Origin of the sequence: Chryseobacterium caseinilyticum (assembly GCF_014837145.1) — a bacterium.
GTDB lineage: Bacteria > Bacteroidota > Bacteroidia > Flavobacteriales > Weeksellaceae > Chryseobacterium > Chryseobacterium caseinilyticum.
This window is the reverse complement of sequence record NZ_JACYFS010000004.1, coordinates 351371-375467: the sequence shown is the minus strand read 5'-3', so window position 1 is coordinate 375467 and position 24097 is coordinate 351371. Positions and strand designations below refer to the sequence as shown.

19 protein-coding genes are annotated in these 24097 nt (G+C 37.6%); 8 read left to right on the top strand and 11 right to left on the bottom strand.

Features of this window, described 5'->3' with window-relative positions; translation table 11 throughout:
- Positions 1 to 501: 501 nt before the first annotated feature.
- The 8 genes from IC610_RS14630 to IC610_RS14595 all read right to left on the bottom strand — a co-directional run bounded on the left by IC610_RS14630 (position 502) and on the right by IC610_RS14595 (position 9352).
- Complete coding sequence (locus tag IC610_RS14630) at positions 502 to 1263, bottom strand: sulfite exporter TauE/SafE family protein (RefSeq protein WP_191737511.1); 762 nt, start codon at positions 1261 to 1263, stop codon at positions 502 to 504.
- Positions 1254 to 1706 (bottom strand): FixH family protein, encoded by a 453-nt coding sequence (locus tag IC610_RS14625; protein WP_056075642.1) that lies wholly within the window; start codon positions 1704 to 1706, stop codon positions 1254 to 1256. The genes IC610_RS14630 and IC610_RS14625 overlap by 10 nt, the downstream gene beginning before the upstream one ends.
- Before the next feature lie 10 nt (positions 1707 to 1716).
- On the bottom strand, positions 1717 to 3171 hold the full coding sequence (gene ccoG / locus IC610_RS14620; RefSeq protein ID WP_191737510.1) for a cytochrome c oxidase accessory protein CcoG: 1455 nt from the start codon (positions 3169 to 3171) through the stop codon (positions 1717 to 1719).
- Between the two features lie 106 nt (positions 3172 to 3277).
- Positions 3278 to 4156 (bottom strand): c-type cytochrome, encoded by an 879-nt coding sequence (locus tag IC610_RS14615; protein ID WP_191737509.1) that lies wholly within the window; start codon positions 4154 to 4156, stop codon positions 3278 to 3280.
- Between the two features lie 10 nt (positions 4157 to 4166).
- Positions 4167 to 4364: a cbb3-type cytochrome oxidase subunit 3 gene (locus IC610_RS14610; RefSeq protein WP_056075651.1), complete on the bottom strand. Its 198-nt coding sequence runs from the start codon at positions 4362 to 4364 to the stop codon at positions 4167 to 4169.
- Between the two features lie 15 nt (positions 4365 to 4379).
- Positions 4380 to 6641 (bottom strand): cytochrome-c oxidase, cbb3-type subunit I, encoded by a 2262-nt coding sequence (gene ccoN / locus IC610_RS14605; protein ID WP_056075654.1) that lies wholly within the window; start codon positions 6639 to 6641, stop codon positions 4380 to 4382.
- 5 nt (positions 6642 to 6646) lie between these two features.
- The gene (gene ccoS, locus IC610_RS14600; protein ID WP_191737508.1) at positions 6647 to 6868 is read right to left on the bottom strand and encodes a cbb3-type cytochrome oxidase assembly protein CcoS; all 222 of its coding nucleotides are present in this window, start codon (positions 6866 to 6868) and stop codon (positions 6647 to 6649) included.
- A 108-nt stretch (positions 6869 to 6976) separates the two neighbouring features.
- Positions 6977 to 9352 carry a heavy metal translocating P-type ATPase gene (locus tag IC610_RS14595; protein ID WP_191737507.1) on the bottom strand — a complete coding sequence of 792 codons (2376 nt, stop codon included), beginning with the start codon at positions 9350 to 9352 and terminating at the stop codon, positions 6977 to 6979.
- A gap of 90 nt (positions 9353 to 9442) precedes the next feature.
- Here IC610_RS14595 and IC610_RS14590 point away from each other — a divergent pair, with 90 nt between their 5' ends.
- From IC610_RS14590 to IC610_RS14570, 5 genes are all read left to right on the top strand, one after another.
- On the top strand, positions 9443 to 10156 hold the full coding sequence (locus IC610_RS14590; protein WP_056075659.1) for a Crp/Fnr family transcriptional regulator: 714 nt from the start codon (positions 9443 to 9445) through the stop codon (positions 10154 to 10156).
- A 61-nt stretch (positions 10157 to 10217) separates the two neighbouring features.
- Positions 10218 to 11033, top strand: a complete 816-nt coding sequence (gene panB, locus IC610_RS14585) for a 3-methyl-2-oxobutanoate hydroxymethyltransferase (protein ID WP_191737506.1) — start codon at positions 10218 to 10220, stop codon at positions 11031 to 11033.
- On the top strand, positions 11033 to 11362 hold the full coding sequence (locus IC610_RS14580) for a hypothetical protein (RefSeq protein ID WP_191737505.1): 330 nt from the start codon (positions 11033 to 11035) through the stop codon (positions 11360 to 11362). Before panB ends, IC610_RS14580 begins: the two co-directional genes overlap by 1 nt.
- Positions 11363 to 11365: 3 nt before the next feature.
- Complete coding sequence (locus IC610_RS14575; protein WP_191737504.1) at positions 11366 to 12043, top strand: RluA family pseudouridine synthase; 678 nt, start codon at positions 11366 to 11368, stop codon at positions 12041 to 12043.
- 122 nt (positions 12044 to 12165) lie between these two features.
- Positions 12166 to 14994, top strand: a complete 2829-nt coding sequence (locus IC610_RS14570) for an Ig-like domain-containing protein (RefSeq protein WP_191737503.1) — start codon at positions 12166 to 12168, stop codon at positions 14992 to 14994.
- A 172-nt stretch (positions 14995 to 15166) separates the two neighbouring features.
- On the opposite strand, the gene IC610_RS14565 is transcribed toward IC610_RS14570, so the two are convergent.
- Entirely contained in the window at positions 15167 to 17308 is a 2142-nt protein-coding gene (locus IC610_RS14565) for an outer membrane beta-barrel family protein (protein ID WP_191737502.1), read from the bottom strand.
- A gap of 281 nt (positions 17309 to 17589) precedes the next feature.
- On the opposite strand from IC610_RS14565, the gene IC610_RS14560 reads away from it, so the two are divergent.
- Complete coding sequence (locus tag IC610_RS14560) at positions 17590 to 18975, top strand: mercuric reductase (RefSeq protein ID WP_191737501.1); 1386 nt, start codon at positions 17590 to 17592, stop codon at positions 18973 to 18975.
- 5 nt (positions 18976 to 18980) lie between these two features.
- On the opposite strand, the gene IC610_RS14555 is transcribed toward IC610_RS14560, so the two are convergent.
- Positions 18981 to 19817, bottom strand: a complete 837-nt coding sequence (locus IC610_RS14555; protein WP_191737500.1) for a DUF5694 domain-containing protein — start codon at positions 19815 to 19817, stop codon at positions 18981 to 18983.
- Positions 19818 to 19982: 165 nt separating this feature from the next.
- Here IC610_RS14555 and IC610_RS14550 point away from each other — a divergent pair, with 165 nt between their 5' ends.
- Positions 19983 to 20996: a sensor histidine kinase gene (locus IC610_RS14550; protein ID WP_191737499.1), complete on the top strand. Its 1014-nt coding sequence runs from the start codon at positions 19983 to 19985 to the stop codon at positions 20994 to 20996.
- Positions 20983 to 21666, top strand: coding sequence for a LytR/AlgR family response regulator transcription factor (locus IC610_RS14545; RefSeq protein ID WP_191737498.1), 684 nt, complete (start codon positions 20983 to 20985; stop codon positions 21664 to 21666). Before IC610_RS14550 ends, IC610_RS14545 begins: the two co-directional genes overlap by 14 nt.
- Before the next feature lie 48 nt (positions 21667 to 21714).
- Here the strand turns inward: IC610_RS14545 and IC610_RS14540 are convergent, their stop codons facing one another.
- Positions 21715 to 23982, bottom strand: a complete 2268-nt coding sequence (locus IC610_RS14540) for an aconitate hydratase (RefSeq protein WP_191737497.1) — start codon at positions 23980 to 23982, stop codon at positions 21715 to 21717.
- Positions 23983 to 24097: the final 115 nt, after the last annotated feature.

Genomic DNA, 24097 nt, shown 5'->3' with positions numbered 1-24097 from the left:
AGATCATAACTTGGTTTCAACTGTATTTCTGTTGTTCTGGAGAAATTATAAATTCTGAATATTCAATATTGAGATTCCTTCAGAAAGACTTCTGATGTAGCGTTAGCTTAAAAGTGATATTTAAATTTAATTTAAACTGAATCAGAAAAAATAAATCACTCCAATTTTACTAAATCTGACCTGCTTCAGATTCAGACAAATCTGTTTTGGTTAAGATTCGCCTGCATTTAATCACGAACAACCTTGTCTGAACTAAATGTAAAATGATTTTGAGTTAAAACAACAGTGTTTCACCTCTCTGTAAAATGATTTTTAATTGAAACACACCTGTTTGGACTGAATGTAAATTGATTTTGAATTGAAACACCTCTGTTCGGACTAAATGTAAAATGATTTTGAATTAAAACAACAGTGTTTCACCTTTCTGCAAAGTGATTTTTAATTAAAAAAAACAGAAAAAAAGAGGCAGAACGGTGATTCATCCTAATGCGAGTATTTAATTTAATGACAGGTCGCAGGATTGTGCCTGTGATTAGGATCTGTGTTGTGACAGTTGATGTCGTGATCGGGTGATACCTTCATCGCTTCAGCGGGAGGGGAGATGTAAGGTATGCCCAATTCCAATCCACGGAGAATAAATAATCCACCGAGAACAATCATCACAACCGGAATAATTTTCAGAACCTTCAGTCTGAAACTCTGGTTCATTAAGTTTCCGACCAAAACAACCGTGAACATAAAAGGGAGTGTACCCAAACCAAAGATGGCCATAAAGGTTGCACTCTGCCAGATTCCGCCACTTGCAAGGCTTGCAGTAAGCGCCATGTAGACCATTCCACAGGGAAGAAGACCGTTCAGTAATCCCGTCGTGAATCTGGAGCGGTAGTCTGCTTTCTGAAGAAGTTTTCCTAAATTAAATTTAACCCTGTAAAGAAATTTAGAAATAAAAGGAATTTTTGAAGCAAAATCTTTTCCGCCAAAGGAAAATAACGCCATGATGATCAGTATAATTCCAACTGCGATTGTAAGATACTTCTGAAATCCGGCAAATTCAAATCCCTGACCGATGATTCCCAACAACGCGCCTAAAAGAGAATACGTAAATATTCTTCCAAACTGATAGGTGAGATTCTGAAGGTAATAATTGGTCGCCTGTTTTTTCGTAAGCCCCATAGAAAGTGCAATCGGGCCGCACATACCAATGCAGTGAAAGCCTGACGCAAAGCCGAGTCCCAAAGCTGATATGATTAATGCTATTTCCATGCTACATCGTAATCGATTCTGTATTCTGTTTTATTTTTCACCCATGTTAAACGCAGGGTGTAACTTCCAAATTTCAACAGATTCGCAGGAATTGTAAATGATTTATTCTCATCTAAAACCGCATCTTTTTTTACGTCAAGATTTTTATCGTCAGTTCTGTTTAAGACATATTTTATTCTTGCATTTCCGTTGCTGTAGTCTGCAGGAAATTTGATCGTGATACCGTTTGAGTTTTGGCTGTAAACCGGTTTGTTAACGAGTTTGTCTGCTCTTCCTTTGGCATCAATAACCTGCTGATACAGCAGTTCTTCTTCATAATAGTTGTCTGAAACCATTTCAGAATTCTGCTGCCCGTTTGGAAATAAGAAAAGCATCGAAAGTATGAATATTATAAATGCGAGAAGTGCGATCATTACGCCGTGTCCCCAACTTAGATTTTTCATTTTTTAATTTTTAAAACTGTAATTTAAATGGTCCCTCGAAATAAGTCTGATATGAATCGATTAAATTTCCTTTCATATCATAAACACCGATCGTGATGTTCTGTTTAGAAAGTTTCATCTCATTTTCAGGGAAGCTGATATTGATGGTACCCTTAGATATTTTGTCTCTGTCGACAGTGATTTTCTGTGACACGCTGAAAGTGATTTCTGCATGCGCAGGATCAATTACTTTTATCGTAACAATCTTTTTATCATTGGTTTTGTTGAGAAAGGTATAGTTGTAAGTATTGCTGATCTTTCCGTCTCTTACGAAAAAAGTGCTGCCTGCAGGTTTGATGAATTTAGCTTCCATTTCACCGCGGTTATACAGCAGGAATCCAAGAAAGCCTACTAAAAGCACCAGAACGATGGCAAAACCTTTCATTCTGCCGGTGAATTTAAATTCCGTATTATTTTCAATCTCATTTTCAGAGGCGTATCGGATAAGGCCTTTTGGAAGACCTACTTTTTCCATCACTTCATCGCAGGCATCGATACAGGCTGTACAGTTTACACATTCCAGCTGCTGCCCATCACGGATGTCGATTCCTGTAGGACAAACTACAACACACTGGTGGCAATCGATACAGTCGCCTTTACCTGCTGCCTTGCGGTCTTCACCTTTTCTCCACTTTGCGCGGTTTTCACCTCTTTTAAAATCGTAAAAAACATTGATGGTATCTTTATCGATCAAAACTCCCTGCAATCTTCCGTAAGGACAGACGAGTGTACAGACCTGCTCTCTGAACCATGCGAAAACGAAATAGAAAGCGGCTGTGAAAAGAATCATCACCACGAAATTCGTCAGATGTGTAAATGGTCCCTGAGAGACGATATCCAAAACTTCCTCGTAGCCCACAATGTACATAAACATGATGTGCGTGATGATAAGAGAAATGACAACATAAACCGACCATTTCAGGCTTCGCTTCATGATTTTTTCGCTGTTCCACTCCTGTCTGTCGAGCTTCATCTGCCTGTTTCTGTCTCCTTCGATCCAATATTCAATTTTACGGAAAACAGATTCCATAAAAATTGTCTGAGGGCAAATCCACCCGCAGAAAATTCTTCCGAATGCTATGGTAAAAATGATAATGAAAATAAGCGAGACAATAGCTCCAAGTGTAAGGATGAAAAAATCCTGAGGGAAAAACGGCTGACCAACGATGTAGAATTCTCTGTCGATGACGTTAAAAAGCAAAAAAGGATTCCCGTTGATTTTGATGAACGGAACTGCAAAATAGATTACCAGTAAAAGATAGCTTACAAAATTTCTGTAATTGGTATATTTTCCTTTTGGCTTTCGGGGAAAGACCCATTTTCTTTTTCCGGACTGTTCCATCGTTCCAATGGAGTCCCTGTAAGTTTCGGGATCAACTACCTGCCCCTGTCCGCCGCGTACGTCTATATCTTCTGTATCTGACATTTGCTTTGTATTTTAAAAAAAGAAAAACATAATTTGCTATTTTATTTAAGTTTTAAATTAATAACAAATTATGTTTCATTTTATATTTTTCGGTTAACTTCTGCTTCTATTTCTTTTCCCATTTAGCTTCATCACCGTAAGGAGGTGCACCACCTTCTGCCGGAGTAATAGGCTTTTTCATTTGGTTAATAGAATATACGTAAGCAGCAACATTCTGGATTTCGTTTCCTGAAAGAACACCATTTTTACCCCACGCCTGCATCGCAGTACCGGTAACACCGTTTTCAACTACGTGAAATACGTTTTTGAATAATGTTTTCTCAGGTTGGTTATGCCAGAAGTTGTCAGTTAAGTTAGGTCCGATACCTCCTTTACCTCCTTCAGAGTGACAAGATACACAGTTGGTTTTGAAAACCTCTTCTCCTGCTGCAATGTTGTCTTCAGAAAATTCTGCGCTTTCTATCGTAATTGGTGGCTGATCTGCCATAAATTTTGCAATGCTAGCTTCCTGCTCTCTGTATTCCACTTCATATTCTTTTAGCGGGCTTGCAAAATCTGTAAATGCATAAGCCGAAATGTAAAGAATCATAAATGCAGTTCCAAACCAGAATAAACCTACCCACCATTTTGGTAACTGATTATCGAGCTCCATAATTCCGTCGAAACCGTGGTCGATAAGAATGTCTTTCTCCTGAGTGTCAGACTGCTTTTTGAATGCAGCTGCATATAATCTCTGGAAGTAAGGAACCTTTTTTTCAGCAAGGTACGCTGCTTTTTCTTCGTTTGAAAGTTTCTTAAACTTATTGTTTTCTACCAAATCACCAATCGCACTGTGGATGTAAGCCATGATAGATCCAATCACTACAGTACCCCAGAAATACGGCGACTTAAAGAAAGCATAACTCTGAACGAACAGATAATAGAAGATAATAAGCAGGCCGATTATTATAGCAATATTTACAAAAACTGGCGTTCTTTGTTTCATAATAAATTGTTTAATTTTTTAGATTAAAATCATCATCGTCATCCTCAAGCGGTGCATGCTCTTCTTCTCTGTAGTATTTTTTAGGTTTACTGAAAACGTAAATAATCAGAGAAACGAAAAACAGAATAAAAAGGATCAAAGCCAAAGTCTGGTATAGACCCACGTTGTCCGTGTTGGATAAGATGTCTTTAAAATTCTGAGGAATCATCTTAAATTTTAATGTTTAGTTATTACTTGCTGTTTTTACTTCTGTCGTTTTGATATCAGTACCCAATCTCTGTAAATAAGAGATTAAAGCAACGATTTCTTTTTTCTCAAGCTCACCTTTTGGTCTTTTTGCATAGGCTTCCTTCAAATCCGGAGCTTCTACAAAGATGTCGCTTACTATTTTTGCTGCCTGGTTGTCTGCCCATTTATCTGCAGAGTCAATCTGAGCTTTTGTATAAGGAACATCGTAAGTACCTTTCATAAATCTGATTTTATCAACCATTTTAGATCTGTCTAAATTGTTTGAAATCAACCAAGGGTAACGCGGCATAATAGAACCTGCTGATGTAGATCTTGGGTTGTACATGTGTTTGTAGTGCCAAGAACTTGGGTTTTTACCACCTTCTCTGTGCAAATCCGGTCCTGTTCTTTTTGATCCCCAAAGGAAAGGTCTGTCGTAAACGAATTCCCCTGCTTTTGAATACTGTCCGTTTTTACCGTTAAATCTTACAATCTCATCTCTGAATGGTCTTACCATCTGCGAGTGACATGCATTACAACCTTCACGGATGTATAAATCTCTACCTTCAAGTTCAAGTGGTGAATAAGGTTTCACCGCAGAAATTGTCGGTACACTTTTTTTAAGTGATAAAGTAGGAATAATTTCTATCATACTACCGATTGAAATAGTAACCAATGACAATACTGTAAGTAACATCGGCATTCTTTCCAACCAAAGGTGGAAACCTTCTCCTTCTTTTCTCTTGTTGCTGATATTTGCCAAAGCCGGAGCTTCTGCAGGAACTTCTTTCTGGAAAGATCCTTTTTTTACAGTCATGTAAACATTCACAACCATCAACAGACCACCTGAAAGATAGAACAAACCTCCTAAGAATCTTAATTTGTAATAAGGGATAATTGCGGTAACGGTATCTAACCAGTTTTTCCACAGTAAAGTTCCGTCCGGATTGAACTGCTTCCACATTAAACCTTGTGTAAATCCAGCGATATACATAGGTACAGCATAGAAAATAATACCCAAAGTACCTAACCAGAAATGCCAGTTGGCCATTTTTACAGAGTACATTTTAGTTCTCCAAAGGATTGGTACCAAATAGTAGATTACACCGAATGCCATGAAACCATTCCATCCCAATGCTCCTAAGTGAACGTGACCAATTACCCAGTCGGTAAAGTGACCGATTTTATTGATATTTTTTGTTGCCAGTAAAGGTCCTTCGAAAGTTGCCATACCGTAGCATGTAACTGCAACTACAAAGAATTTAAGTATAGGGTTTTCTCTTACTTTATCCCACGCTCCTCTCAGTGTAAGAAGACCGTTCAGCATTCCTCCCCAAGACGGTGCAATAAGCATAATAGAGAAACCTGTTCCCACTGCCTGTGCCCAAGCCGGTAATGCTGTATACTGAAGGTGGTGAGGACCAGCCCAGATATATACGAAAATCAGTGACCAGAAGTGAATAATCGAAAGTTTATACGAGAATACAGGTCTGTCTGCTGCTTTTGGTAAGAAGTAATACATCAAACCAAGTACAGGCGTTGTAAGGATAAATGCAACCGCGTTGTGACCATACCACCACTGCACGATAGCATCTTTCACCCCTGCATAAGCAGAGTAGGATTTCCATCCTGAAAAAGATAAAGGAACTTCAAGATTATTGAAGATGTGGAGCATAAGAACAGCAATCCATGTTCCCAGATAGAACCATATTGCTACATAAAGGTGACGTACTCTTCTTTTTTTGATGGTCATAATCATATTGACCCCGAAGATAAGCCATGAAATTCCTGTAAGAATGTCAATAGGCCACTCATGTTCAGCATATTCTTTTGAAGTGTTGATCCCCATAAAGAATGTGATAAAAGCTGCTACAATCATCAGCTGCCACGTCCAGAAATGAATCCATGAAAGCGTGTCGCTGTACATTCTTGTCTTTAATAATCTCTGAGTAGAGTAATAAACCCCTACATAAACAATGTTACAGACAAAGGCAAAGATCACCGTGGTGGTGTGCAGCATTCTGATTCTTCCAAAACCAAATGCACCCTGCGTATTCATTAAACCCTGAATATTTCCTGACGCCAGACTGTTGATGGTTGTATCATCAGTACCAAACAAAAACTCAGGAAGCTCAGGATAGAAAAGCATCAATGCTGCCGTTAATCCAAACGTAAAACCAATAATTCCAAAAACTATGGTTGCGTAAAGGAATGCACGGACAATATTGTTGTCATAACTAAACTTTTGTGTCTCCATATTAACTATTCACTTTTATCTTCAAATTTACTTTTAATTTCCTCTTTCTCTTTTTTTTCGTCCTGAGCATCCTTTTTATCCTTGATTTCTCCTGAATCAAAAAGAATTCTTACAGCGGGCGATTCGTCATCCTCAAACTGTCCTTTTCTGGCGTATATGATAAAAACTACCAGGAAAACTGCAGCCAAAGAAACACTGCAAAGGATCATTAAATACAGAATATCCATTTGCTACAAATTTAACCCTTTTTCGGGGTTCAAATTTAAGGAAAAATAATGAGATTAATCACGAAATACGGGCTTTCGCTAATTTAAAACCAATCTAAATAAGCCTTTTTAAGCCTGTTTTTTAAAGTATTTTCTTCCCAGAATCCATGTCGAAATTGTCGTAAATGAAATCACGGTAATGGAACTCGCCGGCATAATTAAAGCTGCAAAAAGCGGACTCATATTTCCGGTTACCGCAAAAGATAATCCCACAACATTATACAGAAAGCTTATCAGAAAAGTCAGTTTTACAATCGTGATTGAGCCTTTACAGACATTCAGAAAATTGTCTAACTGAGAAACTTTTTCACCGTTCATAATCACATCCGAAGAGGGTGTAAAGCTGTTGCTGTCGTCGGATATCGCAATTCCAACATTGCTTTGTTTAAGAGCTCCTGCATCATTTAAACCATCACCAAGCATGATTACTTTTAAGCCCTTATCCTGAAGGTTTTTAATGTAATTCAGCTTGTCTTCCGGATTCTGATTGAATGCCATCGAACTGTAATTCGGGATGATTTCCTGAAGCTGTTTTTCTTCAGACGAATTGTCTCCGCTCAGAATAAAAATCTTATAATTAAACAGTTTTTTGAACAGATGAGTCAGGTTTTCACGGTATTCATTTTTAAAAATAAATTTTCCGAGATACTGACCGTTCCTGCTGATGTAAACCGCGGTTTCAAGATTTTTAGACTCCTGATTATTATATTTTGCAGAACCAATTCTGTACGTATTGCTTCTGATATCTGCTTCGTATCCTTTTCCGGAAATTTCTTCAAAATTTTCAACAGGGAAATACTCATCCTGAATGGTCAGAAATTCATACAGTGATTTTGAAAGTGGGTGATTTGAATTTTTAACCAAACTCTTGATATTGAGTAAATCAAATTCAGGAATTTCAGAACCTTCGTATTTTATGTTTGATTTTTTTCTGTGGGTAATGGTTCCTGTTTTATCAAAAACCAAAGTGTTGACTTTTGCGATTTTCTCAATTGTCAAGGTATCTTTTACGTAGAATTTATTTCTGCCTAAAATTCTCATAATGTGCCCAAAAGTAAATGGGGAAGAGAGTGCCAGTGCACATGGACAGGCAATAATCAAGACAGCTGAAATTACCTGAAACATCGTCTCAAGATCAATAAAATACCAGTAAATTCCGGCAACCAATGCAATTCCTAAGATGATGAAAGTAAAATATTTACTGATGTTGTTGATTAAAGTATCAAGCCCTGTTTCATGTTTTTTGAAAGCTTCCTTGTTCCAAAGCTGTGTGAGGTAACTTTGATCTACATTTTTAATCACTTCAAGCTCAAGAGAAGATCCGATTTGTTTTCCTCCTGCAAAAATTTTGTCGCCGGGATTTTTGCTGATGCTTTCACTTTCGCCGGTGATAAAACTATTGTCTATATTTCCGTTTCCACTGATCAGGATGGCATCAACGGGAATGATTTCGTGATTTCTTACGAGAATTCTGTCGCCGATTTTTATTTCAGAAAGTAAGATATTATCCTGCTTCCCATTGAAATCCACTTTGGTAACTGCAATGGGATAGAAAGATTTGTAATCTCTGTCGTAGGAAAGGGAGCTGTATGTTCTTTTCTGGAAAATTTTACCTAAAAGCATGAAGAAAAGAAGTCCGCATAAGGTGTCAAAATATCCCGGTCCGTAGTCGGTAGCTACTTCGTAAACACTTCGTCCGAACAAAACAAAAATTCCCAACACAATCGGAACATCAATGTTGACGATTTTATTTTTTAAACCATACCATGCTGATTTGTAATAATCTGAAGCTGAATAAAATACAACAGGAATGGAAAGCAGGAACATTAAAAATCTGAATAATCCTTTGTAATGATCCATCCAGTAATCTTCGCCGCCGATATATTCCGGGAAGGCTAAAAACATTCCATTTCCGAAGGCGAATCCGGCAATTGCCAGTTTTACAAGTAATGATTTATCTAAATGATCTTCGTTTTTTTCGGCAGTTTCGAGATTGATGGCGGGTTTGTAACCCAAATTCGTTAAAAATTTAGCTAAATCACTTAATTTTAATTCGTTATGATTGAATGAAACCTGCAGGGTCTTCCTCGTGAAATTGACCTGAGAATAATGAATGTCTTTGTTGAGTGTATGAAGGCTTTCCAAAAGCCAGATGCATGAAGAGCAGTGAATAACAGGAATTCTGAATGTGACAAGGCTTGTGTTTCCCTCAGAAAAATCAGCTACTCTTTCAAAAATTTCAGGTGTATCAAGATAATCGAACTGAGATGAATTTTCATCAGGTCTGATTCCTGCTTTCTTATTGAGTTCGTAAAAATTACCGAGATTGTTGGTGTTCAGAATTTCAAAAACAGACTTGCATCCTGCACAGCAAAAGAGCTTTTCGTTGAATAAAATACGCTCCTTTTCTATCTCCTGACCACAATGAAAACAGTTGTCGCTCACCTTCATAAATTATTGGCTTACAAAATTATAACAATTTTTTTTGTTTATCGATTTAAAAAGTTCTATTTTTGTGATAAATGTCATATTAGAATGTCGCAGGAACAACAAGTTGTCATTGAAGAAAGGTTTGCCAAAGTTTTTAATGATCAGTCTTTTAAAGAAAGGCTTTCAGAGAAAGATTACGAGAAATATTTCAATGCCAAAAAGAAATTTACATTTCAAAAACACGATATCATTTTTGAGGACGGAGAAATTCCTAAAGGTATTTACGTCATCGAAAGTGGTGCCGCAAAATTATCAAAATCCGGAGCTTTCGGAAAAGATCAGATTTTAAGATTTATTAAAGAAGGTGACCTTATCGGTTACCGTGCTTTGCTTTGTGGTGAAAATTTTCAGGCAAAAGCAGAAGCCATGACAGATATTGAATGTACTTTTCTTCCATCTGATGTTTTTATGCATCTTTTGGAAGTTGACTCACAGTTATCTTTTGTAATGCTTCAGAAAATCTCCTACGAATTGGGAGAGTCTTCAAACACTATTACTTTTTTAGCCCAGAAGACCGTGAGAGAAAGACTTGCGGAAATTCTAATTTTACTTGAACAGAAATTAGGAACAGATCCTGAAGGTTTTATCAAAATCTCATTAACGAGAGAAGAGATCGCCAACATCATCGGTACCGCAACAGAAAGTGCCATCAGATTGATTTCCGAATTTAAAGGAGATCAGCTCATCGAAGTAGATGGCAGGAATATAAAAATTCTCAATCACGACAAACTCATGAAACTCGGGCACGTAGTTTTATAGAAAATACCAAACACAAGTCGGCTTCAGCCGACTTTTTTAACTTTAAATAATCACACCATTTATGTCTGTTCATTCTGAAATTAAAAGAGTTACGACGGAAACCTTGCGAAAAATGAAATTCGATAAGGAAAAAATTACAATGCTCACTGCGTATGATTTTACCACTGCTAAAATGGTAGATGCCGGTGGAGTAGATACCATCCTTATCGGTGACTCTGCAGCCAACGTGATGGCGGGTTTTGAAACTACGCTTCCTATTACCTTAGATCACATGATTTATCACACCCAAAGTGTGGTGAGAGGAGTTGAGAGGGCTTTGGTGATTGCGGATTTACCTTTCGGAACATACCAAAGTAATCCCGACCTGGCTTTGGAATCTGCTGTAAGAATGATGAAAGAAGGTGGTGCACACGCCATAAAAATTGAAGGTGGAAAGGAAATTTCCAAATCAATTAAGAAAATCATCAATGCCGGAATTCCGATTATGGGACATTTGGGATTAACTCCACAGTCGATATATCAGTTCGGAACTTATAAAGTGAGAGCTAAAGAAGAGGAAGAAGCTGAAAAGCTGATCAGTGATGCAAAATTGTTGGAAGAATTAGGTTGCTTCGGTGTCGTGCTTGAAAAAATTCCTGCGGATTTGGCTAAAAGAGTAACAGAAAGCATTTCAATTCCAACTATTGGAATCGGTGCAGGGCCTTACTGTGACGGGCAGGTTCTTGTTTATCACGATATGGTAGGAATGAACAAAGGTTTTTCACCAAAATTCCTCAGAAGATATCTTGATTTGTACACTGAAATTACGGGTGCGGTTTCGCAGTATGTGAAAGATGTGAAGTCTGCAGATTTTCCTAACCAAAATGAAAGTTATTAATGAGAGGTAATAATCTTCAGACGGCTCAGGGCGTTTTATCAATCGTAGCGTTGCTCTGCCTGCTTGTGGGCTGGTTTCATATTTTCCCGGAAAACATCAATCTTTTTCTTTCTAAAAGGCTTTTTTACGTTTTGGTAGGGATCAGTTTTATTCTTCAGGCACCATTTGTGGGCAACAGGAATTTTGTTTATCCAATGTATGCGGCAGCAGGTTTGTGCATTGTCGGTGCGTTTTTGCCTTATGATTCATCTTTCAATTATATAAAAACAATAGGTTTGCTTGCAGGAATTATCATCAGTTTTTCAAACAGATCTTATCAGGGAAGGTAATTTATGGAGGAGCAGATTGTTTACGAAGACAACCATCTTCTGGTCATCAATAAAAAAGTGGGACAGCTCGTACAGGGTGATAAAACTGGTGATTTGTCTTTGCTGGAATTAATAAAAAATTTTATTAAAAAAAGAGATAACAAACCCGGAAATGTTTTTCTGGGTCTGGTTCACCGTATCGACAGGCCTACATCAGGTTTAGTGATTTATGCTAAAACATCGAAAGCTTTATCAAGATTGACACAAATGGTTAAAAACCGGGAAGTCAAAAAAACTTACTGGGCAGTCGTGGCTAAAGAGATGATTCCACAAAGCCAGAGATTGGTTCATTATTTACAGAAAAACGAGAAAAACAACAAAGCTATTGTTTTTCCGAAAGCTACTGAAGGTGCTAAAGAAGCAATTCTCACTTACAATATCATCAAAACTTTAGATAATTATCTTCTGCTGGAAATTGATTTGGAAACGGGAAGGCATCATCAAATCCGTGCCCAGCTTTCAAAAACAGGGGTGCCTATCAAGGGAGATCTGAAATATGGAGCTCCACGTTCAAATCCAGACGGAGGAATCAATCTTCACGCAAGGAAGTTAAATTTTATGCATCCTGTCACCAAAGAAGCGGTTGAAATTATTGCTCCGGTTCCGCAGAATGATGCGATTTGGAGGGCTTGCGAAGAATGATTAAGTTTTTATATATTTCCAATTTTTATTGAATAATAGTTAATAATTTTAAATATTATTTAAATCATAATACATTACATAGGAATTTTGTTATATTAGTGGTAATTCTAAAACCACTAAAAATGAAAAACTTCTACAATCTCTTTGGTAAAAGACAGAAAGGATATTACACCCTCTTACTGCTCTTTCTCGTATTTTTGCAGAAAGTAACTGCTCAGGTGAATTCTTACACTTTTTCGCAAAACAACGGAACTTACACTGAAATTACCGGAACTACCTTAGCACCAGCGACAGGAAACACATCTGCAACAAATTTAAATTCTGCTGTATATCCCGTAACTATTCCATTTAATTTTATATTTAATGGGATAATTTATACAAATGCCAACGTCTCAACCAACGGATTTATTACCTTTGGTAGTACGGCACCAGCTACAACAAATACGACTCCGATTTCCAATACTGCTACTTACGAAGGTGCAGTTTCAGCCTTCGGAAGGGATATAAGCAGTTATTTTGATGTTTCAGGATCATCTGGATTAATAAGCTACGAAACCATTGGTACAGCGCCAAATAGAGAATTGGTGATTCAATGGAAGAATTTCAGACCGAATAGTTCAACAGCCGTTACAAATGTTTACTCATTTTCTTTTCAAGTAAGATTAAAAGAAACTTCAAATGTTGTGAGTGTAATCTATAATTCGGGAAGTTTTCTGGTAGGATCAACTGCGATTTCCGGTACTGTACAAATTGGTTTAAGAGGAGCTAACACTTCCGATTTTAATAACAGGCTAAATGATACAACTATTCTATTTGATGCGTCTACACAAGGTACAGCAGTTGCAAATACGCAGTCATTTAATACTTCAGCGTCTACTCCAGGTATGCCCTCCGCTGGTCTTTCCTACGTATGGATCCCTCCAAGTTGTTTGAGACCTGGAAGTGTTTCAAATCCAGCAAGTACAGCTAATACTGCTGACATACAGTGGGTGGCACCTGTAGTGGCTCCATCAAATGGTTATGAGCTATATTATAACATGACAGGTACTGCACCTACTGCATCCACAGCAGCATCGATTTCAAATATTACTTCTACTTCTGTAACGATACCATCACTGAACGCATCTTCAGCTTATTTTGTTTGGGTAAGGTCAGTTTGTAGTGCAAGTGATAAAAGTGAATGGTCTACAGCAGGTACTGCAAAAACCATTTGTGCACCAATTACAGATTGGCATGAAAATTTTGACACTTATCCAACAGGAAGTATCGTTCCTGATTGCTGGGCAAGAATAGTTGGAAGCTCCAACACTGCACAGACGATTAGTTCTACAACTCCGGCTTCGGGAACCAGAAACCTTTATCAGATAACTTCAAGCGCAGCAAATACAACAATTGCTGTTTTGCCAGAATTTAGTAACGTTAATGCTGGAACACATTGGTTGAGATTCAAAGCAAGGGCAACAACAACTTCTGGATCATTAGACATTGGATATGTTACAAGTGCTACCGATGCTTCTACTTTTGTAAACATTCAGACTGTAAATATAACAAGCACTAGCTACTTAGCTCAGGATGCAGAGTATAAAGTAATCGTCTCAAATTCTGTACCTGCAAACGCAAGATTGGCTATTAGAAATGGAGGGGTTTCTACGGCTGGTCATTTTTTAGATGATTTCTATTGGGAAGCTAAACCCACATGTATTGGCCCTTCAGGAATCAGTGTTAGTAATGTTGGTCCTTCATCAGCAGTTATAGGGTGGGCAGCTTCTGTTACGCCACCTGCTGCGGGCTACGATATTTATTACAGTACCTCTGATGTGATGCCTACGGCTTCAACGCCACCTTCTTTAACTGGTATTTCCACTTTAAGTACACCTACTGGCGCTTTGCTACCGCTCACAAAATATTATGTATGGGTACGGTCAAGATGTTCTGCTACAGATTTTAGTGCATGGTCTACTCAGATTGTATTCTTCAGAACACTCTGTCAGCCGGCAGCGATATTATCGACAACAGCAGCGACTGTATGCTCCAATAACTCTGCTGTACTTACTGCAAGCACCGAATCAGGAGCCACTCTTACATGGTATGATGCGATGAATGGGGGTAATGTAGTGGGAACGGGTAATTCTTATACTACACCGCAATTATCTACATCAACTGCATTCTATGTTGGATCATCTACACCAATTGTTGTGGGTGCTGCACTTCCCGATGCTATTTCTAATGATGGTTACACATTGGAAGCTGGATTGTTTTTTGATGCTGTATCTTCATTTACAATTGCAGGCGTATACGTATATCCAACTGGAACAGGCGCTGGCACAGTTACAATTGCTCTGCAGAATGGAGGTGTATCACCCGCAACTACCATTCAGAGTATTACTGTGAACTTAACCGGTACTGCATCACCTTATGTGAAAACTTATGTACCACTAAATTTCGCTATTACACCAGGTACAAACTATAAATTAATGATGCTAACAAAATCTGGTGGTGTGACAGGGCTTATCAGAGAGTCTGGTGCATCATGGGGAGCTTATCCGCTTACAATGCCGGGTAAATTCTCTATTACCAATGGCAATTGCTGTTCTGGTAATACCACCTCCACTTCATACTATTATTTTTATGATTGGCAAGTAACTACTACTTGTGAATCGCCTAGAACTGAAGTGATGGCTACCGTAGATGGTGGATGTCTTTCAACATCAGAAACTAATGCTGAAAATAAATTAAAAGTTTACCCTAATCCTTTTTCAGATGTAATTTACCTGTCAGATGCTTCAAAGGTGAAAAACGTGAAGGTTTCTGATGTTTCAGGTAAAGTTTTGCGTACTATTTCAAAACCGGAAGCTGAACTTAGATTATCAGAACTGCCTTCAGGAATGTATATTTTAGTTCTCGAAATGAATGATGGTACAGTACAGACCATTAAGACGATTAAAAAGTAATTTGAATATTAAAATTTCATAAAAAGCCGGGGAAATCTTCTCCGGTTTTTTTATGTCTGAAAATCAATGCTGAGACTTATTCCAAAACAAAAAACCGGTTCTTGTTTTAAGATCCGGTTTTATAAATTTATTGATCACTGTTATCTGGAAAAAAACGTACTCATCACTCATCTCACTGTCCCTGCTGCAAAATTCCGCCATTGCTTTCGCCCTGGCTGGTATTTTTGATCATGTTGGGATCTTCTTTTGCCAGTTTGTTTTTGGTAGGTATTTTATAATTTACCGTGATTCCGAAACTTCTGCTGTCAAATTTATTGGAAGTTAAAACTGTTCCTCCTGCCGAGCGGGCAAGAATTACACTTTTATTCTGGTTGAAAATATCCCTTGCGTATACCGAAAGATTAAGACGGTCGCTCATGAATTTTTTTGAAACGGTGATATCAAATGCGTTATTCAGAGGTTTTGCAATTTCGAAATAATAGAAATTCCCTTTTGGAGTCAGAATATTGTAGTTCGCCTGCAGTCTGATGTCTTTTGGAAGAATAAACTGTCCCATCACACTATAAACCCAGAAACCCCTTGTCTTAAAATCAGGAATCTCCTGAATCTGATAGCCGGCATACAGGTAAAGCAGGTTCATCTTATCAGGATTTACATTAAATTTCATCAACTCGCTGAAAGGCGTATTGAAAAGCATAAACGGAATTGGCATTCCAAAATTAAAACTGTGCGTTCTCAGACCATTGATCTGTACCTGCTCGTTGCTGATCAAATTGTTGGTACGCGTAATTCTCTGCACAATCTGATCTTTCACCCAACTCGTGTTGTAGCTGATGAAAGCATAATCGAAGGCGCTGATTTTAAATTCAGCATTGTCATAGATTGTTGGCTGCAAATCAGGGTTTCCGCTGCTTGTTACCACACTTGTTCCTAAAGTGGTGTTGTTAGGATTTAAAACAGAAACACTCGGAAGCGTAATTTTTTTATTGTAATTCAAATTCACAAACAGCTGCTTCATTAAATTATACTGAATACTCGCATTCGGAAAAACTTTAAACTTTTTAAATGGAGTCAGATCTTTCTGAATCAAAGTATTCTGATTGTCAAAAGCTCTCGTAATTCCACTGATGTCGTAGTTTTCGGCTCTTGCTCCTGCAATGAAATCAAATTTTTTCAAAGTCGCCTGAAATTCCAGATATCCTGCAAGTGTCTGTCTTGTGTAATCGAGATTGACGATATTTCTGTTTTGGGTTTCAAAATTCTGCTGATCATATAATCCTCCAAAACTCACTTTTCCTTCATCTAAAATTTTGAGTGGCTGAGAATAATCTACTTTAAAATTATAAAGATTAAACTGTGAAGAGTTTTCAAGATCTAAAAATGATAAATTGCCAGCGTTTCTCTGACTGAATTCAGAATCGCTGTCGTTGAAAGTGAATTTAAAATCAAGTTTTTTGTTTTTATCGTCAAATTTTTTCTGATATGTTGCTGAAACTTCCTGTCTCAAACCTTCAGAATTGCTTAAATAATCTGTAGTATTGATTCCGTTCAGAAAAACATCTGTTCTGATGTCTGAATTATTATTGTTGTGGCTCACGTCGTAGTTGACCAGTAATCTGTCTTTTCCAAGCTCAAAGGTGAAGGCAGAATTCACATAATATGTTCTTCCTACAGAGCTGCTGTGATTTTTCGTAAGCACATCAAATTGTGAATCTGAAAGGCTTTCACGGTAATACTGTCCGAGATTCACCTGCCATCCGAACCATTTGTTTCTCGAGTTTAAAGCAATCGAATTGTTAAATCTGCTTCTGTATCTGTCATAATTTGAAAAACGGTAACCTCCGTTGTAGACGGCAGTCAGATAATTTTTTGCAGATTTGCTGGTGATGATATTCATAATTGCTCCACCTGAAGTTGCAGGAAACTCTGCTCCAGGCTGTGTAATCACTTCAATTCTGTCTACTGAATTTGCGGGCATTCCTTCAAGAAAAGCGGTCAGTTCGTTGCTTGAAATGTTCAGCGGTCTTCCGTCCATATAGACTTCAAGCGGTTTTCCCTGATACATCATTCCTACCATTTCAGAAGCCACAAGACCGGGAAGTTTTTTTACGCCTTCCATTACAGATCCGTTGTTGAGATGCGCCTGTTCAGAAAAATCGAAAATCGTACGGTCGGCTTTCTGCTCAATTGCCTTTTTTGTTTTGGTGATGGTTACGCCGTCGATCTGTTTTTCCTTGGGAGCCTCTGTCGGTTTTTCCTGGGCAAAAGCAAAGATACTTCCTAAAAATGAGAGGGTAATAAGCGTTTTTTTCATGGATGTTTTTATAATATCTGGTTAGACGCAAAAAAACAAGATATGTTACAAAATGCGTTTTGGAAAAGGAAAATTTTGTTCTATCTAATCATTTTGAGAATGAGATTTAAAAGATCGCTTCAGATTAAATCATTCTGATGGTTGAATAACTAAATTTTTTGATAGCTAAGTTTTTAATTTAAATAAATAGCTCCTCAAATTTTGTCATTTCGTAAACAAAGGAATAGAAATTGAAACCGATTAAGAATATCCCAATATTTAAAAATAAAATATCAATTAAAATGATACAAAAAGACGCCATCATTATCGGTTCCGGACAGGCAGGAAATCCTCTTGCTATAAAATTATCTGCAGCCGGCTGGAAAACAGTTTTAATAGAAAAGTCTGAAAAAATGCTGGGTGGTGTCTGCGTAAATGTGGGATGCACGCCAAGTAAAATCTTAATCGCCTCGGCTAAAGTAATGCACACGATAAAGACGTCAGAAAAACATGGGATTGCAGTTCCCGAAGTATCAATAGATTTTGATGCCACTCAGAAAAGGAAAGAAAAAATTGTAGAAGATTCCAGAAAAGGCGTGAAGAAAAATTTAGAGGAAGCCGAGAATCTTGACCTGATATTTGGAACGGCATCTTTCAGCGGAGAAAAAACAATTTCTGTGCAACAGGAAAATGGCGAAACTGTTGAATTTACAGCACCTCACATCTTCATTAACGCCGGATGCAGACCCGCAACTCTTGAAATTGATGGCTTAAACAATGTAAAATGGTACGATTCTACAGGAATATTGGAGCTTCGTAAAATTCCGGAAAAATTGATTGTGATTGGCAGTGGCTACATCGGTCTGGAATTGGGTCAGATGTACAGCCGTTTCGGAAGTGAAGTAATTATCGTTGATAAAGCAAGTCAGATCATGTCTAACGAAGATGAAGATATTGCAACCAGTCTGCAGAAAATACTGGAAGAGGAAGGACTGAAGTTTCACCTGAATGCTGAGATTGAAAAAGTGGAGCAGCACGGTCAAGAAATTACCTTAAGTTTTTTAAAAAATCATAAAGAAGAAAAGATCAAAGGAACACATTTGTTGATTGTCCCCGGCAGAAAATCCAATGCAGACAGTTTGAAGCTCGAAAATGCCGGCATAAAAGCAGACGAAAAAGGATTCATCAAAGTAAATTCTAAACTGGAAACCAATATTGATGGGGTTTACGCACTCGGAGACATTAAAGGCGGTCCGCAGTTTACCCATATCGCTTACAATGATTACGTGATCGTAAGCGATAATATTTTGGATGAAAAAACAGGTTCTACAGAAGGACGAATTATTCCCTACACGGTTTTTACAGATCCGCAGGTCGGCAGAGTAGGTTTGTCTGAAAAAGAGGCAACAGAGAAGAAACTAAATTTTTCGGTCATCAAAATTGAAGGTAAAAGAATTACACGTGGACTGGAATCTGCAGAAACTCAAGGTATTTGGAAAGCAATCGTAGATCAGGACAGCGGTAATATTTTAGGAGCGGCAATCATCGGCACCGAAGGAGGGGAAATGGCATCTGTCATTCAAATGGCGATGACCGGAAATATTCCTGCTAAAGATTTACAGACTTTCATTTTTTCGCATCCCACGTATTCGGAATCTTTAAATACGCTGTTTGATGAATTGGAATAGACCGCTTATTTTAAGTAATCAAATGTATTTTCCAGTTTGTATTTCGGACTTCTCTTCAAAAAATCCATAAAGAATGCAGTGTGCGCTCCACCCATTAAAATAAATATTCTGTCGTTTTTATCGATTGGAATTTGGTTTAAATTAGAAAACATTACAAGGTTTCTGTGATAGAATTTTGCGGCTTCATCAGCACCTTCAGATTTTCCCTTGGTTGAAACATACGTCAGCATGTCTGCGTTGAGATTAATTAAACTTTCCAAATATTGCGGATGATTATTGAGCTTAAACAAATCATAGAAAGGGATTCCATCCTCAGGATTTTTTCTGTCGTTTTCTGCTGATAATTTCCAGTACGCATCATTTGTATTTTTATCCATCTTATTGGGAACGAAATACCCGATTTTATAGTTGTAATTTTCTTTAAAATCAATTCCAAAAATCTTTTTTGAGCCACTCAATCTTCCAACTTCATAAGCCAAAAGTTCGCGTTCATCAGGATTTTCAAACTTCAGTTTTGGATTTTTTACATATTCCTGATAATACATATTTCTCAGGCTGTCATTTTGCGGTAAATCTTCGATCACAATAATTGTCGGTTTAAACTCAGCCACAAGTTTCGCAACTTCCTTTATTTCGAGCTGGTTTTTTAAATCATGTTCATTAAATTCGGTGCTGTTTGCATCCGGAGTTTGTCCCATGTGAAAGGTGGCGACATTTAGTACGGGAACAGCATCATCAAATTTTGTTTTATAAATAGTAAGTTTGTCGTACGGCGTTTTCTGAGCAAATATTTTCGCAGCCAACAAAAGTAATAACGGGATAAGAAGTTTGTTGAAATTCATGAGTTTTAATTTTAAATTTATTCAAAACTAATGGTCATTTATTTTTTATGAAACAGTTTTTAGATGAAGAGTCAATTTATTCAGTTAAAATAAATTTCATCCGAAAAACCGATGGGTTTGTAGAATCGGGAGTGGCAGTTTTAAATGAAATTTTAAATTTGTTTTATGAAAATTGAAAAATTTATTTATCTGCATATATTTTTCTGGGTAATTTACCTCATTGGTTCTGTCGTCCTTCCCGGAATCGCCTATGGAATCAGCTCTGTCATTCTCGATATTACGTTTTTCGTGGCGAGCTTTGCATGTTTTTATGTAAATTATTTCCTTGTGGTTCCAACGTTTTTCCATGCCGATAAAATTTACCGTTCTGTTTTTGCTTTTTTTATCAGCGTAAGTTGCTTTGTCGGGATACGGTATTCTATTGAACAGTGGCTTTTCCCTGCAATTTTTAATATCAGAAATTATCCGGCGGACACCAATATTTTCTATTATTTTTTCGATAATGTTTTCTACAGCAGCACGACGATTTTTATCAGTACAGCATTTTGGTTTTTTAAATATTTTATCAATGCGGAAAAAGAAAAATCGGAATTGACTGAAGCGAAGAAAACTGCAGAATTACAGGCTTTAAAAACACAGATTAATCCGCATTTTATATTTAATTCTCTGAATAATATCTATGCTTTGGTTTATCAGAATTCAGAGAAAGCATTGCCGGCAATTGAGCAGCTGGGGCAATTGTTAAGATACACAACCAAAGATATTGAAAATGATTTCATTACTTTAGATAGGGAAATTGGCTACCTCGACAGTTTGATTGAACTTGAAAAATTGAGAATTAAAAATCCTGAATTATTGAGTGTTGAAAAAAAACTGAATGATCCGGAACTCAAAATTTCACCGATGATTTTAGTTCCGTTTGTTGAAAATGCTTTCAAGCATGGAGATTTTAGAAATAAAGGTTTTGAAATGAAAATTTCGGATGAAAATAAAATTCTGCATTTCTATCTCTTCAACTTCAAAAGTGAAAAAATAAAAGATGAGATTTCCGGAATCGGAATTGAAAATGTAAAAAAGCGTCTCGAAATATTGTATCCCAAAAAATATGAGCTGAAAATTACAGAAACAGATATTGATTTTATAGTAGATTTAAAGATTGATTTGAATGAAAAAAATTAAATGCATTATCGTTGATGATGAGCCGCTTGCCGTTGCTCTTCTTGGGAGTTACGTTGAGAAAATTCCTTTTTTAGACCTTGTTTTCTCGTCAGAGAATCCTGTTGAAGCTTTAGAATTTATTCAGAAAAACGAAGTTGATCTTGTGTTTTTGGATATTCAAATGCCCGAACTCAACGGAATCAACTTTATGAAAATTGTCGGTGACAAAATGAAATACATTCTCACCACTGCGTATTCAGAATATGCTTTGGAAGGGTATGAACACAATGTCGTCGACTATCTTTTAAAACCGATTTCTTTCGGCCGTTTTAATCAAAGTATTCTGAAAGTTCAGGAACGTTTTCCTTTGGATGCAGCTAAAGAAGTCAGTCACTTCTTTGTAAAATCATCTGGTCAAAAACACCGGATCAATTTTGATGAAATTCTTTATGTAGAAAGCATCAAAGATTATGTGAACATCAAAACTGAGACTCAGGAATATATAGTTTTGGATACTTTAAAATCTCTTGAAAATCAACTTCCTGCAAATTTTACAAGGATTCACAAATCGTTTATTTTAAATTTAAATGAGATAAAAAGTGTAGGTTCAAAAAAGATTATTCTCAATTCCGGACATGAAGTTCCTATCGGTGATCTTTATAAATCTAATCTTTTGGAAAAACTGAAATAAAAAAGCAACTCCAGTTTTGAAGTTGCTTTCATTATCTTAAAAGAAATTTTAATTTTCCTGTTGCTTAATCAAATTCAAAGCAGAACCTGCCTTAAACCAATCAATCTGCTGGTCATTATACGTATGATTCGCCATAACAGTATCTTTAGTTCCATCGGTGTGAATAAACTCTAAAGTTAACTGTTTTCCCGGAGCAAACTGGTCCAAATCTAAGAAGTTAACCACGTCGTCTTCCTGAATTTTATCGTAGTCTGCTTCATCCGCAAAAGTTAATCCCAACATTCCCTGTTTTTTCAGATTGGTTTCATGGATCCTTGCAAATGATTTTACCAGAACAGCTTTTACACCAAGATGTCGCGGCTCCATCGCTGCGTGCTCTCTTGAAGAACCTTCACCATAGTTTTGATCTCCCACGACAATCGAAGGAATTCCTGCAGCTTTGTACGCTCTCTGTACAGCAGGAACTTCGCCGTAAGCACCATCCAACTGGTTTTTTACTTTGTTGGTTTCCATGTTAAACGCATTTACAGCGCCGATCAACATGTTGTTTGAGATATTATCAAGATGTCCTCTGTATTTCAACCACGGTCCGGCCATGGAAATATGGTCAGTCGTACATTTTCCGAAAGCTTTGATTAAAACTCTCGCTCCGGTAATGTTTTTACCGTCCCACGCAGGGAATTCTTCCAGCAACTGAAGTCTGTCTGAAGTTGGACTAACCTTTACTTCAACAGTAGAACCATCTTCTGAAGGCGCCTGGTAACCATTGTCATCAACGGCAAAACCTTTTGAAGGCAATTCCGAACCGCTTGGCTCATTTAATTTTATCTGTTCACCGTTTTCAGCAGTTAATGTATCAGTAATTGGATTGAAATCTAATCTTCCCGAAATTGCTATAGCTGCTACCATTTCCGGTGAAGCTACGAATGCGTGGGTGTTTGGGTTTCCGTCGGCTCTTTTGGCAAAATTTCTGTTGAAAGAGTGAATGATTGAGTTTTTCTCACCTTTATCAGCACCCTCTCTGTCCCACTGTCCGATACAAGGTCCACAGGCATTGGTAAAGATTCTGGCATTTTCAAATTTTCTGAAAGAATCAAGAAATCCGTCTCTTTCTGCGGTAAATTTCACCTGCTCAGAACCTGGGTTGATTCCTAAAATAGCTTTTGGTTTTACACCTTTTGCCACTGCATCTTCAACGATTGAAGCTGCCCTTGACAAATCTTCGTATGAAGAGTTGGTACACGATCCAATCAATGCCCATTCCACTTCAATTGGCCATCCGTTCGCTTCTGCTTTAGCTTTAAATTCAGAAACCGGTGTTGCCAAATCTGGTGTAAACGGTCCGTTCAAATGAGGAGCCAATTCAGAAAGGTTAATTTCAATCACCTGATCGAAATACTGTTCAGGGTTTGCATAAACTTCAGCATCACCCGTTAAATGTTCTGCTACTTGATCTGCAGCGTCTACAACATCCTGTCTTCCGGTAGAAGCCAAATATCTTCTCATCGAATCATCATATCCGAAAGTCGAAGTAGTGGCACCGATTTCAGCACCCATGTTACAGATTGTTCCTTTCCCTGTCGCAGATAAAGAAATTGCACCATCACCGAAATATTCTACGATGCATCCGGTTCCACCTTTTACGGTAAGAATTCCGGCAACTTTTAGGATAACGTCTTTTGCGGAAGTCCAGCCAGACATTTTACCGGTTAATTTTACACCGATTAATTTTGGCATTTTTAATTCCCAAGCCATTCCCGCCATTACATCAACAGCATCTGCACCACCAACTCCGATGGCAACCATTCCTAATCCTCCTGCGTTAACCGTATGAGAGTCGGTTCCAATCATCATTCCTCCAGGGAATGCATAGTTTTCTAAAACGACTTGGTGAATAATTCCGGCTCCAGGTTTCCAGAAACCAATTCCGTATTTATCACAGACGGAACCCAGAAAGTTGAAAACCTCAGAGTTTTTATTGATTCCTTCTTGTAAATCTGATTCTGCACCCACTCTCGCCTGAATCAGGTGATCTGCGTGAGCAGTTGAAGGCACGGCAACTTTGGCTTTTCCTGCCTGCATAAACTGTAAAAGAGCCATCTGAGCCGTTGCATCCTGCATGGCCACTCTATCTGGAGCGAAATCCACGTAAGAATTTCCTCTTTCATGTTCTTTTGTTGCGTTTCCTTCCCACAGGTGGGTGTAAAGAATTTTTTCTGAAAGTGTCAATGGCTTTCCTGTAATCTGTCTTGCTGCTGCAATTCTTTCAGGATAGCGTTCGTACACTTTTTTGATCATGTCAATGTCGAATGTCATATCTATTTTAATTTTTTTATTTTCAATAATTATTTTCTGCCATTTTCTTAATGATAATGCAGAAAATCATTCCAAATAATAGTAACAAATTCTGTTCCTTCAATCTAATTAAAGG

Coding starts and splice junctions, on each gene's coding strand:
- IC610_RS14630 (WP_191737511.1), bottom strand. CDS start 1,263: ATGGAAATAGCATTAATCATATCAGCTTTGGGACTCGGCTTTGCGTCA.
- IC610_RS14625 (WP_056075642.1), bottom strand. CDS start 1,706: ATGAAAAATCTAAGTTGGGGACACGGCGTAATGATCGCACTTCTCGCA.
- ccoG (WP_191737510.1), bottom strand. CDS start 3,171: ATGTCAGATACAGAAGATATAGACGTACGCGGCGGACAGGGGCAGGTA.
- IC610_RS14615 (WP_191737509.1), bottom strand. CDS start 4,156: ATGAAACAAAGAACGCCAGTTTTTGTAAATATTGCTATAATAATCGGC.
- IC610_RS14610 (WP_056075651.1), bottom strand. CDS start 4,364: ATGATTCCTCAGAATTTTAAAGACATCTTATCCAACACGGACAACGTG.
- ccoN (WP_056075654.1), bottom strand. CDS start 6,641: ATGGAGACACAAAAGTTTAGTTATGACAACAATATTGTCCGTGCATTC.
- ccoS (WP_191737508.1), bottom strand. CDS start 6,868: ATGGATATTCTGTATTTAATGATCCTTTGCAGTGTTTCTTTGGCTGCA.
- IC610_RS14590 (WP_056075659.1), top strand. CDS start 9,443: ATGTCGCAGGAACAACAAGTTGTCATTGAAGAAAGGTTTGCCAAAGTT.
- panB (WP_191737506.1), top strand. CDS start 10,218: ATGTCTGTTCATTCTGAAATTAAAAGAGTTACGACGGAAACCTTGCGA.
- IC610_RS14580 (WP_191737505.1), top strand. CDS start 11,033: ATGAGAGGTAATAATCTTCAGACGGCTCAGGGCGTTTTATCAATCGTA.
- IC610_RS14575 (WP_191737504.1), top strand. CDS start 11,366: ATGGAGGAGCAGATTGTTTACGAAGACAACCATCTTCTGGTCATCAAT.
- IC610_RS14570 (WP_191737503.1), top strand. CDS start 12,166: ATGAAAAACTTCTACAATCTCTTTGGTAAAAGACAGAAAGGATATTAC.
- IC610_RS14565 (WP_191737502.1), bottom strand. CDS start 17,308: ATGAAAAAAACGCTTATTACCCTCTCATTTTTAGGAAGTATCTTTGCT.
- IC610_RS14560 (WP_191737501.1), top strand. CDS start 17,590: ATGATACAAAAAGACGCCATCATTATCGGTTCCGGACAGGCAGGAAAT.
- IC610_RS14555 (WP_191737500.1), bottom strand. CDS start 19,817: ATGAATTTCAACAAACTTCTTATCCCGTTATTACTTTTGTTGGCTGCG.
- IC610_RS14550 (WP_191737499.1), top strand. CDS start 19,983: ATGAAAATTGAAAAATTTATTTATCTGCATATATTTTTCTGGGTAATT.
- IC610_RS14545 (WP_191737498.1), top strand. CDS start 20,983: ATGAAAAAAATTAAATGCATTATCGTTGATGATGAGCCGCTTGCCGTT.
- IC610_RS14540 (WP_191737497.1), bottom strand. CDS start 23,982: ATGACATTCGACATTGACATGATCAAAAAAGTGTACGAACGCTATCCT.